At 65.2% G+C, this 15,101-nt stretch carries 14 protein-coding genes; 6 read left to right on the top strand and 8 right to left on the bottom strand.

What is annotated here, in order from left to right; all coding sequences use genetic code 11:
- The first annotated feature begins 88 nt into the window (after positions 1–88).
- Positions 89–496: an RNA-binding S4 domain-containing protein gene (locus D7S89_RS08170; RefSeq protein WP_121277104.1), complete on the top strand. Its 408-nt coding sequence runs from the start codon at positions 89–91 to the stop codon at positions 494–496.
- Here the strand turns inward: D7S89_RS08170 and D7S89_RS27395 are convergent.
- Positions 468–629, bottom strand: coding sequence for a hypothetical protein (locus D7S89_RS27395; RefSeq protein ID WP_183085123.1), 162 nt, complete (start codon positions 627–629; stop codon positions 468–470). The two genes, D7S89_RS08170 and D7S89_RS27395, sit on opposite strands and share 29 nt — an antisense overlap.
- 401 nt (positions 630–1,030) lie before the next feature.
- On the opposite strand from D7S89_RS27395, the gene grpE reads away from it, so the two are divergent.
- The 4 genes from grpE (at position 1,031) to pabB (ending at position 7,074) form a co-directional block, all read left to right on the top strand.
- On the top strand, positions 1,031–1,609 hold the full coding sequence (gene grpE / locus D7S89_RS08165; RefSeq protein ID WP_121277367.1) for a nucleotide exchange factor GrpE: 579 nt from the start codon (positions 1,031–1,033) through the stop codon (positions 1,607–1,609).
- 181 nt (positions 1,610–1,790) lie between these two features.
- On the top strand, positions 1,791–3,746 hold the full coding sequence (gene dnaK / locus D7S89_RS08160; protein WP_121277103.1) for a molecular chaperone DnaK: 1,956 nt from the start codon (positions 1,791–1,793) through the stop codon (positions 3,744–3,746).
- A gap of 215 nt (positions 3,747–3,961) precedes the next feature.
- On the top strand, positions 3,962–5,098 hold the full coding sequence (dnaJ, locus tag D7S89_RS08155; RefSeq protein WP_121277102.1) for a molecular chaperone DnaJ: 1,137 nt from the start codon (positions 3,962–3,964) through the stop codon (positions 5,096–5,098).
- A 41-nt stretch (positions 5,099–5,139) separates the two neighbouring features.
- Positions 5,140–7,074: an aminodeoxychorismate synthase component I gene (gene pabB / locus D7S89_RS08150; RefSeq protein ID WP_121277101.1), complete on the top strand. Its 1,935-nt coding sequence runs from the start codon at positions 5,140–5,142 to the stop codon at positions 7,072–7,074.
- Between the two features lie 59 nt (positions 7,075–7,133).
- Here pabB and panB read toward each other — a convergent pair whose 3' ends face one another.
- Entirely contained in the window at positions 7,134–7,949 is an 816-nt protein-coding gene (gene panB, locus D7S89_RS08145) for a 3-methyl-2-oxobutanoate hydroxymethyltransferase (RefSeq protein ID WP_121277100.1), read from the bottom strand.
- 417 nt (positions 7,950–8,366) lie between these two features.
- On the opposite strand from panB, the gene D7S89_RS08140 reads away from it, so the two are divergent.
- Positions 8,367–9,641 carry an RNA-guided endonuclease InsQ/TnpB family protein gene (locus D7S89_RS08140; protein WP_121277099.1) on the top strand — a complete coding sequence of 425 codons (1,275 nt, stop codon included), beginning with the start codon at positions 8,367–8,369 and terminating at the stop codon, positions 9,639–9,641.
- Between the two features lie 67 nt (positions 9,642–9,708).
- Here D7S89_RS08140 and D7S89_RS08135 read toward each other — a convergent pair whose 3' ends face one another.
- From D7S89_RS08135 to D7S89_RS08110, 6 genes are read right to left on the bottom strand one after another with little or no spacing between them, the layout of a single operon-like run.
- Positions 9,709–10,386: a deoxynucleoside kinase gene (locus D7S89_RS08135; RefSeq protein WP_121277098.1), complete on the bottom strand. Its 678-nt coding sequence runs from the start codon at positions 10,384–10,386 to the stop codon at positions 9,709–9,711.
- Positions 10,383–10,958, bottom strand: coding sequence for a 2-amino-4-hydroxy-6-hydroxymethyldihydropteridine diphosphokinase (gene folK / locus D7S89_RS08130; RefSeq protein WP_121277097.1), 576 nt, complete (start codon positions 10,956–10,958; stop codon positions 10,383–10,385). The genes D7S89_RS08135 and folK overlap by 4 nt, the downstream gene beginning before the upstream one ends.
- A gap of 53 nt (positions 10,959–11,011) precedes the next feature.
- Positions 11,012–12,556: a polynucleotide adenylyltransferase PcnB gene (gene pcnB / locus D7S89_RS08125; RefSeq protein ID WP_121277096.1), complete on the bottom strand. Its 1,545-nt coding sequence runs from the start codon at positions 12,554–12,556 to the stop codon at positions 11,012–11,014.
- Positions 12,553–13,239, bottom strand: coding sequence for a histidinol-phosphatase (locus D7S89_RS08120; RefSeq protein ID WP_121277095.1), 687 nt, complete (start codon positions 13,237–13,239; stop codon positions 12,553–12,555). The genes pcnB and D7S89_RS08120 overlap by 4 nt, the downstream gene beginning before the upstream one ends.
- A gap of 11 nt (positions 13,240–13,250) precedes the next feature.
- A complete protein-coding gene (gene hda, locus D7S89_RS08115) occupies positions 13,251–13,994 on the bottom strand; it encodes a DnaA regulatory inactivator Hda (protein WP_281273087.1) in 744 nt (247 codons plus the stop codon).
- Between the two features lie 17 nt (positions 13,995–14,011).
- Complete coding sequence (locus D7S89_RS08110) at positions 14,012–15,088, bottom strand: AI-2E family transporter (RefSeq protein WP_121277093.1); 1,077 nt, start codon at positions 15,086–15,088, stop codon at positions 14,012–14,014.
- Positions 15,089–15,101: the final 13 nt, after the last annotated feature.

The following is a 15,101-nucleotide window of genomic DNA, read 5'->3' as shown; positions in this document are numbered from 1 at the left end:
CTCAAGCGCTGGGTTCCGCCGCAGGCAGGATCCTTGCTGCGCATGACCGGCAACGGTGCAAGCGGCACGCCTCTCTTTTCTGATTGCGATGAACTACAAGATCTCGACCGAACCGGGTGCGCGCATGCGCATCGACAAATGGCTGTGGGCCGCTCGTTTTTTCAAGACGCGCTCGCTGGCGGCCGATACCGTGGAGAAGGGCCGCGTGCGCATCGGCGGGGCGGCGGTCAAGCCGGCCAAAGAGGTGCGTGTCGGCGATCTCGTCGAAGTCGAGATCGAGGGGATCGTCTGGCAGGTGCGCGTGCTCGGTGTCTGCGATGTGCGCGGGCCGGCCAGCGTGGCCCAGACGCTGTATGAGGAAACGCCCGACAGTCAGGCCAGGCGGGCTGTGGAAGCGGAGCGGCGCAAGACGTTTCGCGAGCCTGCAGCGACGTTGCAGGGCAGGCCGACCAAACGTGATCGGCGCGTCATCGACAAATTTTCAGGTGGGGACTGAAAAGCTGTTCGAGCGTCGCATGGACGCTGCCGTACTCGGTCGTGTTGTCGGTGACGGCCCCGGACATGCAGATGGTCGTGGTGCCCGCGATGAGTACCAGGGCGACCACCGCAGTAGCAAAGGTCAGTTTCACGGTACTCCTCCAACGGAGAGGGCGATACGGACACAGGTACTCGGATGGCGATACGGCGGCGTTCCGGTGCTGCGCGCATGGCGCCTGGACTCGAAACGCATGAGGGCAGTTTAGGGCAAACCACAATGGTGCTCAACGCGGTTTCGGCCTCGGTGCCGTAACGAGTGTTACCGTTCGTTTCCCGTTTTAGGGACCGATCATCGTGTGGAAAGACTGGGCGGGCCTCTTGAATTCGCACGGGCCACCCCCATCTGCGCCCCTAATGCACGCCGGCAGGTTGTATTTCCGCAACACTCGGCTGCCGGCCCGGCCGGCTCCGGTGGATAGCGCGACGCGACATGCGTCGGAAACATGCCTGCCGCCGTTTTGCTTTTGATTAATTTTTGGACGATTTCAGCGACATGGAACATACGCAAGACAATCCGGCCAACCAGAACGCCGCGCCTGCGGACGAAACCGCGCAACCGGCTGCCGAGAACGTCGCGGCACAAGGCGCCGCAGCCGCTGCTCAAGCTCAACCCGAAAACGCAGCCGAAGCCGCGTTGGGCGAAGCCCAGGCGAAGATCGCCGAGCTCGGCGAGAGCGTCCTGCGCGCCAAGGCCGAGACCGAGAACGTTCGCCGCCGTGCGCACGAGGACGTCACGAAGGCGCGCAAGTTCGCGATCGAAGGCTTCGCCGAGCATCTGCTGCCCGTGATCGACAGCCTCGAGGCCGCGCTTGCCGACTCGACGGGCGACGCCGCCAAGCTGCGCGAAGGCGTCGAGCTCACGCTGCGCCAGCTCTCGAGCGCGCTGGAGAAAGGCAAAGTAGCGGCGTTGAACCCGGTCGGCGAAAAATTCGACCCGCATCGCCACCAGGCCATTTCGATGGTGCCGGCCGAGCAGGAGCCCAACACGGTCGTTACCGTGTTGCAAAAGGGTTATGTGATCGCCGATCGCGTCCTGCGTCCGGCGCTCGTGACCGTCGCGCAGCCGAAGTAAGCGTTTGGCTGCGGCTCGACGAGGCGCACCGCGCGATTGAAAAAATTTAAAGACCGCATCGCTCGAAGGGGCTTGAAAACGGTGCGGCAGCACTCATGTTGAGTGCAGGTTTGAATTGAATGGGTTGTCGTGCCGGACGGGCACCGCCCCAAAGCGATCGAAAGTTTAGGAGATTAGGAAAATGGGCAAAATCATCGGCATCGACCTCGGCACCACGAACTCGTGCGTGGCGCTGATGGAAGGCAATCAGGTCAAGGTGATCGAGAACTCGGAAGGCACCCGCACGACGCCGTCGATCATCGCCTACATGGACGACGGTGAAGTGCTCGTCGGCGCACCGGCGAAGCGTCAGTCCGTGACGAACCCGAAGAACACGCTGTTCGCGGTCAAGCGCCTGATCGGTCGCCGTTTCGACGAAAAGGAAGTGCAAAAGGACATCGGCTTGATGCCCTACAAGATCATCAAGGCCAACAACGGCGATGCCTGGGTCGAAGCGCACGATCAGAAGCTCGCGCCGCCGCAAATCTCGGCTGAAGTGCTGCGCAAGATGAAGAAGACGGCCGAAGACTATCTCGGCGAGCCGGTCACGGAAGCCGTGATCACGGTGCCGGCCTACTTCAACGACAGCCAGCGCCAGGCCACGAAGGACGCCGGCCGCATCGCCGGTCTCGAAGTCAAGCGCATCATCAACGAGCCGACGGCCGCAGCGCTGGCGTTCGGTCTCGACAAGGCGCAGGAAAAGCGTGACCGCAAGATTGCCGTGTACGACCTCGGCGGCGGCACGTTCGACATCTCGATCATCGAAATCGCGGACGTCGACGGTGAAATGCAATTCGAAGTGCTCTCGACGAACGGCGACACGTTCCTCGGCGGTGAAGACTTCGACCAGCGCATCATCGACTACATCATCGGCGAGTTCAAAAAGGAACAAGGCGTCGATCTGTCGAAGGACGTGCTCGCGCTGCAACGCCTGAAGGAAGCGGCCGAAAAGGCGAAGATCGAGCTCTCGTCGAGCCAGCAGACCGAAATCAACCTGCCGTACATCACCGCCGACGCCTCGGGTCCGAAGCACTTGAACCTGAAGATCACGCGCGCGAAGCTCGAAGCGCTCGTCGAAGACCTGATCGCGCGCACGGTCGAGCCGTGCCGCATCGCGATCAAGGACGCAGGCGTGAAGGTCAGCGACATCGAAGACGTGATTCTCGTCGGCGGCATGACGCGTATGCCGAAGGTGCAGGAAACGGTCAAGGAGTTCTTCGGCAAGGACCCGCGCCGCGACGTGAACCCGGATGAAGCGGTGGCCGTCGGTGCCGCGATTCAAGGGCAGGTTCTGTCGGGCGACCGTACGGACGTGCTGCTGCTCGACGTGACGCCGCTCTCGCTGGGCATCGAAACGCTCGGCGGCGTGATGACGAAGATGATCAACAAGAACACCACGGTCCCGACGAAGCACGCGCAGGTGTATTCGACGGCGGACGACAGCCAGTCGGCCGTGACGATCAAGGTGTATCAGGGTGAACGCGAAATGGCGGCCGGCAACAAGCTGCTCGGCGAGTTCAACCTCGAAGGCATTCCGCCCGCACCGCGTGGCGTGCCGCAGATCGAAGTGACGTTCGACATCGACGCGAACGGCATCCTGCACGTCGGCGCGAAGGACAAGGCGACCGGCAAGGAAAACAAGATCACGATCAAGGCGAACTCGGGTCTGTCCGAAGCCGAGATCGAGAAGATGGTGAAGGACGCCGAAGCGAACGCTGAGGAAGATCACCGTCTGCGCGAGCTGGCCGACGCACGCAACCAGGGCGACGCGCTCGTGCACAGCACGAAGAAGGCGCTCACCGAGTACGGCGACAAGATCGACTCGAGCGAGAAGGAGAAGATCGAGGCGGCGCTGAAGGATCTCGAGGAAACGCTGAAGAGCAACTCGGCCGACAAGGCCGAGATCGAGGCGAAGATCGAAGCGGTCGCGACGTCGTCGCAAAAGCTCGGCGAGAAGATGTACGCCGACATGCAGGCACAAGGCGCGGCGGGTGCCGCGGGTGCGGCGGCAGGTGCGGGTGCGTCGGCAGGTGCGAGCGCGAGCGCGCCCGAGGACGACGTGGTCGACGCCGAGTTCAAGGAAGTGAAGAAGGACTGAGCTTCGGCCTAGCTGGAGCTGGAAACGATGGCCGGCGCAACGAATGCGCCGGCTTTTCACGCGCCTGGCGGGCCTTCGGGTTCTCCGGGCACATTGCTTTATAAAGGGTGGGGCGTAGGGCTGGCCAAGGGCCGGGCTGCGCACGCCGAACGAGTCGCGAGACTCCACAGTATTGAAAGGAGCGGGCGCGCTGTGCGCGCACCGGCGGTGAACCGATGGCGAAACGGGATTACTACGAGGTTCTGGGCGTTGCGAAAAACGCGAGCGACGACGAGATCAAGAAGGCGTATCGCAAGCTCGCGATGAAGTACCACCCCGACCGCAATCCGGACAACAAGAACGCCGAGGAGCATTTCAAGGAGGGGAAGGAAGCCTATGAAATGCTCTCGGATTCGCAAAAGCGCGCGGCCTACGATCAGTACGGCCACGCGGGCGTGGACCCGAACATGGCCGGCGCGGGCGCGCACGGCTTTGGCGGCTTCGCCGATGCGTTCGGCGACATCTTCGGCGACATCTTCGGTCAGGCGGCCGGCGGAGCTGCACGCGGTGGCCGCGCGGGGCCGCAGGTTTATCGCGGCGCCGATCTGCGCTACAGCATGGAGATCACGCTCGAGCAGGCCGCGCATGGCTGCGACACGCAGATCCGCGTGCCGAGCTGGGTGTCGTGCGAGGTGTGCCACGGCTCGGGCGCCAAGCCCGGCACGAAGCCCGAGACTTGCCCGACCTGTCACGGTGCGGGCGCGGTGCGCATGTCGCAAGGCTTTTTCAGCATCCAGCAGACGTGCCCGAAGTGTCACGGCAGCGGCACGCACATCCCCGACCCCTGCGTGCACTGCCACGGCGCGGGCAAGGTGAAGGAAACGAAGACGCTCGAGGTCAAGATCCCGGCCGGGATCGACGACGGCATGCGCATCCGTTCGTCGGGTAACGGCGAGCCGGGTGTGAACGGCGGGCCGCCGGGCGATCTGTACGTCGAGATCCACATCAAACAGCACTCGGTGTTCGAGCGCGACGGCGACGATCTGCACTGCCAGATGCCGATTCCGTTCACGACGGCGGCGCTCGGCGGCGAGATCGAAGTACCGACGCTGGCTGGCCGGGCGACCTTCCCGGTGCCCGAGGGCACGCAGTCGGGCAAGACGTTCCGTCTGCGCGGCAAGGGCATCAAGGGTCTGCGCTCGAGCGTGCCGGGCGATCTATACGTCCACGTGCAGGTCGAGACGCCCGTGAAGCTGACCGATACGCAGCGCGATCTGCTCAAGCAGTTCGAGAAGTCGCTCGTCGAGGGCGGCCCGCGTCACAGCCCGCAGAGCAAAAGCTGGTTCGACCGCGTGAAGAGCTTTTTCGATTGATTGGTTGTGGGCGCTGCGCAGCCACGGCAGCGAGTGGATAGATGAAGGTTGAAGAACGCAGTGCGGTGTTCGCGCTGCTGGACGATTGCGAGGCGAGCACCGCTGCGCCTTCGAGCCGGCTCTATACGCGCTTCGTGCGCGAGCACGTCTGCACGGACGGCGCCCGGCTCGAGGAAGTCTGCGAGGCGGTTGCCGCCGAGGTGAACCGCGGTCTTCACGCGGTCGTGCTCGGTGACTATGAGTTCGGGCGCGATCTCGAGCTCAAGCAGCATGCGACGCAGCGTGGCGGCAACGCCTCGCTGCGTTTTTTATTGTTCGAGCACTGCGAGAAGCGCTCGCGCGAGCAAGTCGACGCTTGGCTCGCCCAGATGGACGGCGGCCAGGTTGGTCCTTCGGTGGCCGGGGCCGCGCACGTCGCCGAAAGCGTCACGCCCGCGCAATTCGATGCGGCGATTGCCGCCGTGCACGAGGCGTTGCGGGCAGGCGAGTCGTATCAGATCAACTACACCTACCGTCTTACGTTCGACGCGTTCGGCCCGCCCGTCGCGTTGTACCGGCGCCTGCGCGCGCGGCAGCCGGTGCGTTACGGCGCGCTGATTGCCTTGCCGGACGGTGCGTGGATCGTCTCGTGCTCGCCCGAGCTGTTCGTCGAGAAGGCCGGCACCCGATTGCGCACGCGTCCGATGAAAGGCACGACGGCGCGCGGTGCCACGCCTGAGGAGGATGCGCGCGCGCAAGCGTTCCTGCGCAACGATCCGAAGAATCGCGCCGAAAATCTCATGATCGTCGACTTGTTGCGCAACGATCTGTCGCGCGTGGCGAAGACCGGAACGGTCTGCGTGCCGGCGTTGTTCTCGGTCGAGCCGTATCCGTCGATCTGGGGCATGACGTCGACGATCGAGGCCGATCTGCGCGAGGACACCTCGTTTGCCGGGGTGCTGCGCGCGCTGTTCCCGTGCGGCTCGATTACGGGTGCGCCCAAGCATCGCACGATGGAGCTCATCGACGAGATCGAGACGACGCCGCGCGGCTTGTATACGGGTACGATCGGTTGGCTCGACGCCCAATCGGGCGACGAGGGGCAGCGCGACGCGTGTGGTGACTTCTGTCTGTCGGTGACGATCCGCACGCTGACGCTGGCCGCGCCGGACAGCAACGCATCCGGCACCGGCATGCGGCGCGGGATGATGGGCGTGGGTGGCGGCATCGTGCTCGACAGCGTGGCCGCCGACGAATATGCGGAGTGCCGTTTGAAAGCCAAATTCCTGACCGGTGCCGATCCGGGCTTCGAACTGTTCGAAACGATGCTGGCGACGCACGAGGGTGGGGTGAGGCACCGCGAACGCCATGTGTCGCGGCTTGCCTCGAGCGCTGCGGCGCTCGGCTTCGCATTCGATCCCCCTGCGCTGCGGACGCAACTCGATGCGTGCTGCGCTCAGCTGCCGCCTGGCGTGCCGCACCGAATGCGCGTTGCGCTCGCGAAAGGGGGGGGTGTCCAGTTGCAGACAGCGTCGCTCGGCGCGCTCAAGACGATCGCCGGCTTGAGCGCGGAAGCGGGCGAGACCGAGACGGTCGGTGTGCTGCTCGGGCCCGAGCATGGCTTTGCGCCGACGTCCTCGGGCGAATTTCTGCTCAAACACAAGACGACGGCGCGCGCCGAATATGACCGCGCGTGGCGCGAGGCCGAAGCGCACGGCGCTTTCGACATGCTGTTCTTCAATGAGCGCGGCGAGTTGACCGAAGGCGGCCGCTCGAACGTGTTCGTCAAACTCGACGGTCAATGGTGGACGCCGCCGCTCGCTGCGGGTCTGCTGCCGGGCGTCATGCGTCAGGTGCTGCTCGAAGACGCTGCATGGCAGGCGCGCGAGCGCGTGCTCACGCGCGAAGACTTGTTGAACGCGCAGGCGCTGATCATCTGCAATGCACTGCGCGGTGCGTTGCCTGCACGCGTGATCACGGCAGAACAGGCGCGCTGACCGGCACACGAGCGCACGGCGCCCGCACTAGAGGTGGGGCCGCGCGCTCGCCAGGTGTATCAGAACGTGTGCTCGGGGCCCGGGAACGAGCCGTCCTTGACGGCTTTGACGTAGGCCTCGACGGCCGCGAGGATGCTCGGTGCGCCGGCCATGAAATCCTTCACGAAACGCGCGGGCTTGCCGGGGAAAATGCCGAGCATGTCGTGCAGCACGAGCACTTGGCCCGAACAGTCGCGCCCGGCGCCGATGCCGATCGTCGGAATGCGCACTTGCGCCGTCACTTGCGCTGCGACGTCGGCAGGCATCGCCTCCAGCACGATCAGTTGCGCGCCGGCCTCGTCGACGGCACGCGCGTCGCGCAGCAATTGCTCCGCGCCCGCCTGCGTCTTGCCTTGCACCTTGAAGCCGCCGAACGCGTGCACCGATTGCGGCGTGAGCCCCAGGTGCGCGCACACGGGGACCGCGCGCTCGACGAGAAAGCGCACCGTGTCGGCCAGCCATTCGCCGCCTTCGAGCTTGACCATCTGCGCACCCGCTTGCATCAGCTTGACCGAGCTCGCGAAGGCATCGGCCGGCGTGCCGTAAGTGCCGAACGGCAGATCGGCGACGATGAGGCCGCGCGGCTGCGCGCGTGCGACGCAAGCCGTGTGATAAGCGATTTCGTCGAGCGTGACGGGCAGCGTCGTGCTCTGGCCCTGCAGCACGTTGCCGAGCGAGTCGCCGATCAACTGTACGTCGACGCCGGCGCGGTCGAGCAGCGACGCGAAGCTCGCGTCGTAGCTCGTCAGCATCGCGATCTTTTCACGGGCGTCGCGCATCGCTTGCAGCTTGGGCACAGTCACCTTCGGCCGGCTGGATTCCTGCAAATAAGTCATCGGAAATTCCGTTCTCGAGGAGTTAGGTGCGGCGCAACATGGCCGCCGGGGCGCATGTTACCAGGACGCGCGGAAAGCTTCCCCGTTCATGGGGGAGATGAATAGCGCGGATGCCGAAGGCGTCCTTTGCCGCGGTTAGTCTGGCGCCTGATGGTGTTCGATAGGCTGGTGCACGATGCGGACGGGGGGCAGAGACGCGGTGACGTAGCCCTCTCTGTATCGCTTGCGGATGTCCAGGCACTGCTTCTAACAGACGACTGCAAGCGCCGTTTCGGGGCGTTGTCGAAATCCCGGCATGCGCTAGCCGATATGGCGCGCATACGTCGAGACCGCTGCGTCGAATGGGGGGAGCGGACGTGCGTCTTAAAGATGCCGTGGGTGCGGTGGTGCCATACCGAGCGCCACTATTATGCTCCGATGCGAAGAATTCAGGCCTTCAAGTTCGAGCTGATGCCGACGGGGGAACAGCAGCGCGCCATGCGCCGTTTCGCCGGCTCGTGCCGGTTCGTCTACAACCAGGCACTGGCGCTGCACAAGGAGCGCTACGCACAAGGCGCCAAGAAGTTGGGCTACGCTGCGTTGTGCCGCGAACTCACGGCGTGGCGCCACAGTCCCGAAACGCAGTGGTTGAGCGAGACCCATTCGCAAGTGCTGCAACAGACGCTGAAGGATCTGGAGCGGGCTTACATCAACTTCTTCGAGAAACGGGCGGCCTTTCCGCGCTTCAAGAAGAAGGGGCAGCATGACCGCTTTCGCTACCCTCAAGGCGTCAAGCTCGACCAGGCAGGCAGCCGCATCCTTCTACCCAAGCTGGGCTGGCTGCGTTACCGCAGCAGTCGTAAGGTGCTGGGTGAGGTGCGCAATGCCACGGTCAGTTACTCGGCTGGCAAGTGGTACGTCTCGATTCAGACCGAACGCGAGGTCGAGCAGCCGATACCGCAGGCAACGAGCGCGGTGGGCATCGACATGGGAATCGTGCGCTTCGCGACCTTCAGCGATGGCACGTTTCTGGCTCCGCTCAACAGCTTCAGGAAACACGAAACGGCGCTGCGCAAGGCGCAGCGCGCTATGAGCCGCAAGACGAAGTTCAGCAGCAACTGGAAGAAGGCGAAGGCCCGCGTCCAACGCATCCATACGCGCATCGGCAACGCCCGCCGCGACTACCTGCACAAGGCCACGGCCACGATCAGCAAAAACCACGCGCTCGTGTGTGTCGAGGACCTGCGGGTACGGAACATGGTGAGGTCGGCGGTTGGGACACCCGAAGCGCCAGGTCAGCGTGTGCGGGCCAAATCCGGCTTGAACAAGCGCATCCTAGACCAGGGCTGGTACGAATTCCGCCGTCAGCTGCAGTACAAACTGGCGTGGAACGGCGGCTGGCTGGTGGCCGTGCCCCCGCAGCACACGAGCCGGACGTGCCCGTGTTGCGGCCATGCGTCAGCGGAAAACCGGCGCACGCAGGCGAAGTTTGCCTGCGTGGCGTGCGGCTACGAGGGGCACGCCGACGTGGTGGGCGCCATCAATGTGCTTCGCCGTGGCGAAGCACTGTTCAGCAGTGAAGGGCAGGACGATGCCCGGTTCGCCCATGTCCCCCGAGGGAATGTCCTTCGGGGCAAAGTGAGCGGTGCAGCAAGGCCGCCAGCAGTGGGAACCCACCGAAGCGGCTCAAGCGTGGTTCACCCCCAAGCTTGAGCGCAGTAGGAATCCCCGTCCTTTCCGTGCGCAGCACGGCGGCCGAAGGCCGAGGGCGGGGAGGAAGTCAATGCGCTTTGACAAAGCTTGCGCGACGGCCGCGCATCGCTTCGATCTGCTCGATGAGCAGCGCGAAATCGGCGTCCGATCCCAGCAGGTCCAGGTGCTCGGTGTTGACCGTCAGCACAGGACTCTCGTCGTAGTGGAAGAAGAACTGATCGTATGCGTCGCCCAAGGCGCGCAGATAGCTGTCGGAGATCTGCCGCTCGGCAGGCCGGGCGCGCTTGCCGACGCGCGCGAGCAGCGTGGTGGGGCTGGCTTGCAGATAGACGACAAGGTCGGGGGTCGGCATCGTTGCTGCTTCGACGCGAGGCGCCACCGCCTGGTATAGCCGCCATTCGTCGTCGGGCAGCGTCAGGCGCGCGAACACGGCGCTCTTTTGCGCGATGAAGTCGGAGACGAGTCGAGTGCCCGCCGCAAGCGCTTGGGCCGCTTCGCGCGCCAGCGCGGCGCGTTGCAGTGCGAAGTGCAGCTCCGTCGCGAGCGCATAGCGGGGCATGTCGTCGTAAAAGCGCGCGAGGAACGGGTTGTCGTCGTGCCGCTCGAGCAGCGCATGCATCGACCAGCGGTCGGCGAGCCGCTGGGCGAGCGACGTCTTGCCGACGCCGATCGGCCCTTCTATCGCGAGGTAGCGAAAGGGCCCGTGCAGCTCGGGCGGCTGGACGGTGATGGGCGGCGTGCTCATCGGCAGCCGCCTTTCTCGGACGGCGCGCTAGGGCCGGCGGCTGGGCCGCTTGGCGCGGATTTCGCCTTGAGCGCGTCGAGCATCGGGCAGCTGCACGTCTTCACTTTCTCGATGCGCTGGTGGGCGACGCCCGCGAGCAGCATCTGCGCCGGGCCGTAGCCCGGAATCGTGGCGTCGCCGTCGATTTCGACGAGCGGTACGAGCACGAACGCGCGCTCGGCTGCGCGCGGGTGGGGAACGATAAGGTCGGGTTCGTCGATGCGCGCATCGCCGAACAGCAGGATGTCGATATCGAGCGTGCGCGGCGCGTTGCGAAAGGGACGCTCGCGGCCGAAGTGATGCTCGATGCGGTGGCAAAGCGCAAGCAGCGCCTGCGCCGACAGCGTAGTGTCGAGCTTGACGACGACGTTGTAGTAGTCGTCGCCGCCGGCATCGATCGGCTCGGTGCGATACAGGCTGGATTTCGCGAGCACGGTGATGGTGTGCTGCTGAGCCAGGCAAACGACCGCGTCTTTCAGGGCTTGTCGAGCATCCCCGAGATTGGCGCCGAGACCGAGATAAGCAACCGTCATGGCATGGCTTCCTACGACTTCACGATGTTCCTTTAGCGGCAAACGTTGCCGCGTCAGTCCTCGTGCGCACTGCGCGCGGCGGTCGTGCCTGCCGATTCGCCGTCGCCCGACTTGCGGCCCTTTCCGCCGCTGCGCCGCCGCCGCTTGCGCGGCGCCCGATCCTTGCCGCCTTGCGTGAGCAATGTCTCGCGCGCCGCTGCGTCGCCATCGATGAAATCCGTCCACCATTGGCCGACCGACGGGTCCAGTTCGCCCGATTCGCAGCGTAGCAGGAGGAAATCATAACCCGCTCTAAATCTTTGGTGTTCGATGAGCTTGAGCGCGCTGCGGCCCGAGCGCTTCTCGAGGCGCGCTTGCAGACCCCAAATCTCGCGCATGTCGGCCGAGAAGCGCTTGTGGATCGCGAGCTTTTCCGTCTGCATGTCGAGGACGTCGTCCATCGCGCGGTGCAGCGCAGGAACCGGATACTCGCCATCGCTTTCGTACTGCTGCGCGCGCTGCTGCATGTCGTGCCACAGCAAGGTCGCGAACAGGAACCCGGGCGAGACGGGCTTGCCAGCCCGTACGCGCGCGTCGGTGTTGTTCAGCGCGAGCGTGATGAACGTCTCGCCATGCGGCTGCTCGAGGACCACGTCGAGCAGCGGCAGCAGGCCATGGTGCAGACCTTGCTTGCGCAGCTGCTTCAGGCAGGCGAGCGCGTGGCCCGACAGCAGCAGCTTGAGCATTTCGTCGAACAGGCGCGCAGCGGGCACGTTGTGGATCAGGTCGGCCAGCGGCTTGATCGGGGCGCGCGTGGCGTCGTCGATCTCGAAGCCGAGCTTGGCGGCGAAGCGCACGACGCGCAGCATGCGCACCGGGTCTTCGCGATAGCGCGTGGCCGGGTCGCCGATCATGCGCAGCACGCGCGCACGAATGTCGGCCATGCCGTTGTGATAGTCGAGGACCGTCTGCGTGGCCGGATCGTAGTACATCGCGTTGACCGTGAAGTCGCGGCGCGTGGCGTCTTCGTGCTGCTCGCCCCAGACGTTGTCGCGCAGCACGCGACCGCTCGCGTCGACCGCGTGCGTGCGCCGGTCGAGCTCCTCGCGGCGCAGGCGTTTGGCCGGCGCGGAGTCCGCCGGAGGCGGGTCGACGAGTGCACGGAACGTAGAGACTTCGATGAGCTCCTGGCCGAACTGCACGTGCACGATCTGAAAGCGTCGCCCGATCAGCCGCGCACGGCGAAACAGGCGTTGCACCTCGTCGGGCGTCGCATCGGTCGCGACGTCGAAATCCTTCGGCGCGATGCCGAGCAGCAGATCGCGCACGGCGCCGCCGACGATGAACGCGCGAAAACCGGCCTGTTGCAGCGTTTCGGTCACGCGGATCGCGTTGCGCGAAATCAGTTGCGGATCGATGCCGTGCACGTCCGAGGACTGGATCACGGGCGTATCGGGCGTTGGCGCGCTGGCGCCCTTGGGCACGCGCAGGGTCTTGCGGCGCGGCTTGCCGGCGGTGGCCGCATCGGCGGCGCTCCCAGCGGCCTCTTTGGTTGCGGGCGAATCGTCGGTGGCGGCCGAATCCTGGCCGAGCAGCTTGCGAATGAGTTTCTTGATCACGACGGTTGGAAGAGATCGAGGATGCGCCAGTTCTTGGCCTGTGCATGGGCCCGGAGCGTGGCATCGGGGTTGGTCGCGATCGGATCGGTAACTTTTTCGAGCAGCGGAATGTCGTTATGCGAATCGCTGTAGAAGTAGCTGTGCTCGTAGTCGGCGAGCGTCTTGCCGAGCGACTCGAGCCAGGCTTGCACGCGCACGATCTTGCCTTCGCGGTAGCTCGGCGTGCCCTTGCCGCGGCCCGTGAATTGGGCGTGCGGATGGTCGTCGACGGTCTCGACTTCGCAGGCGATCAGCATGTCCACGCCGAACGCGTCGGCGATCGGGCGCGTGATGAACTCGTTCGTCGCCGTGACGATGCAGCACAGGTCACCTTGGTCCTGGTGTTGGCGCACGAGCTCGAGCGCGGCCGGCACCAGCGCCGGCTTGATGACCTCATGCATGAACTGCTCGTGCCATGCAGTCAGTTGCTCGCGCGAGAACTGGGCGAGCGGCGTCAGCATGGCCGTCAGGTAGGCATGGATGTCGAGTTGGCCGGCCTTGTAATCGGCATAGAAACGGTCGACGTCGCGCATGAACGTCTCGGCATCGACGATGCCGAGTTTCACCATGAAGCGGCCCCATTCGTGATCGCTGTCGGTCGGGATCAGCGTGTGGTCGAGGTCAAAGAGAGCAAGATTCGTCATGAGGGCGCATTTTACTTGAAGCGGCCTGCCGGGTCGGCGGGGCCATGGGAGCCGGTGTCAACGGGGGGCAGCGCGAGCATCGTACGCAGCAACGGCAGCGTGATCGCGCGCTTTTGCTCGAGCGAGAAACGATCGAGCGCGTCGAGCAGGGCCATCAGGCTCGGCATGTCGCGCCTGAAGTGCGTGAGCAGGTAGGCCGGCACGTCGTCGGCGAGCGCAATGCCGCGCTCCTTCGCCGCGTGCTTGAGGACGGCCGCCTTGTGCTCGTCGGGCAGCGGCGCAAGGTGGAACACGAGCCCCCAGCCGAGTCGTGTGCGCAGGTCCTCGCGCACCTGCAGCGCGATCGGCGCCGCGTTGCCCGTGGCGACGAGCGCGCTCGTGGGATGCGCGCGCACCTCGTTGAACAGATTGAACAGCGCGATCTGCTGGGCCGCCGAGAGCTTGTCGCAGTCATCGACTGCGTAGATCGGCACGTGCGCGTCGAACGCGAACGCGGTCAGTGCGCTTTGCGGGCCCAGGAACCGTGCGCGGCCCGGGCCTGCGCCATGCACGAGCGCGGCGAGCAGATGGCTGCGTCCGCAGCCGGCCTCGCCCCAGATGTAGAACGTGCGGTCGGCGAGGGGGCCGGCCGAGAGCGCGCTGTCGAGCTCGGCGAGACGCGCGACGAGTTCGGCGTTGGCGCCGGCGAAGAAGTTATCGAACGTCGAAGGCGGCGGGGTGCCGAGATCGAGCGCCAGTTGGCGATGCACAGTCACAGTTGAAACGTGGTCAATCAATTCTTGTAAAGCGCGCTCGCGAGGTAGCCGCGGCGCACTTCGCGCAGCGCAGTCGACAGGATCGCACTGACGGGCAGCGCGAGCAGCACACCGAAAAAGCCGAACAGCTGGCCGAACGCGAGCAAGGCGAAGATGACGGCGAGCGGGTGCAGGCCGATGCGTTCGCCGACGAGACGCGGCGTCAGGAACATGCTTTCGAGCACTTGCCCGACGCCGTAGATCGCGGCCACCGCGCCGAAGCCGTACCAGTCGCCGAATTGCAGCAGCGCCGCGAGCAGCGCGAGCGCGAGGCCCGTCGCATAGCCGACGTACGGGATGAACACGGCCAGGCCCGTGAAGATGCCGACGGGCAAAGCGATTTCGAAACCCGCGATCGCGAGCGCGATGGCGTAGAACGCTGCGAGCACGCCCATCACGAGCAGCTGGCCACGCAGGTATTGCGACAGGGTGCGATCCATCTCGGTGACGAGCTCGACCGTCTTGGCGAGCCAGCGGCGCGGGATGAAGCCGGCCACGCGCGCGAGCATGGTATTCCAGTCGTACAGCAGGTAGAACAGCACGAGCGGCACCATCACGACGTTGCCGATCAAGGTGATCATCACGTTGCCGCTCGTGCGCAGCGACTTCCACGCAGCGAGCGCGACGGTTTGCGCGCTGCCTTCGAGCTGGCTCGTGAGGAGGTCGCGCAGGTTCGAGAAGTCGAACGAATCGCCGAGCCCCAGGAACACGAGCTTGGGCTGTGCCCAGTCGTGCAGATGCGCGATCAACCCGGGGATCTGCTGCTTGAGCTCGGGGCCTTCCTTCTGCACGACCGCGATGATCAGCAGCCCGACCAGCGTGACGACGAGCGCGAAGAACAGCATCATCAGCAACGCGGCGAGCGTGCGCGGCACGCGACGGCGTACGAGCCAGGCCACGCCGGGCTGCAGGATGTACGCGAGGATCGCGCCGAGGAGAAACGGCGTCAGCACGGGACGCAGCAGCCACAGCAGGATGCCGAGGCCGAGCGCGACGGTGCCCCAGAACAGAGCCTGGCGCTGATAGGGCGTGAGCAGCGGAGAACTTTGCGACAAGGCGTTTTCCCTG

The sequence above is a fragment of the Trinickia fusca genome (assembly GCF_003628145.1).
GTDB classification, from domain to species: domain Bacteria; phylum Pseudomonadota; class Gammaproteobacteria; order Burkholderiales; family Burkholderiaceae; genus Trinickia; species Trinickia fusca.
This window is presented reverse-complemented; position numbering and strand designations above follow the sequence as displayed.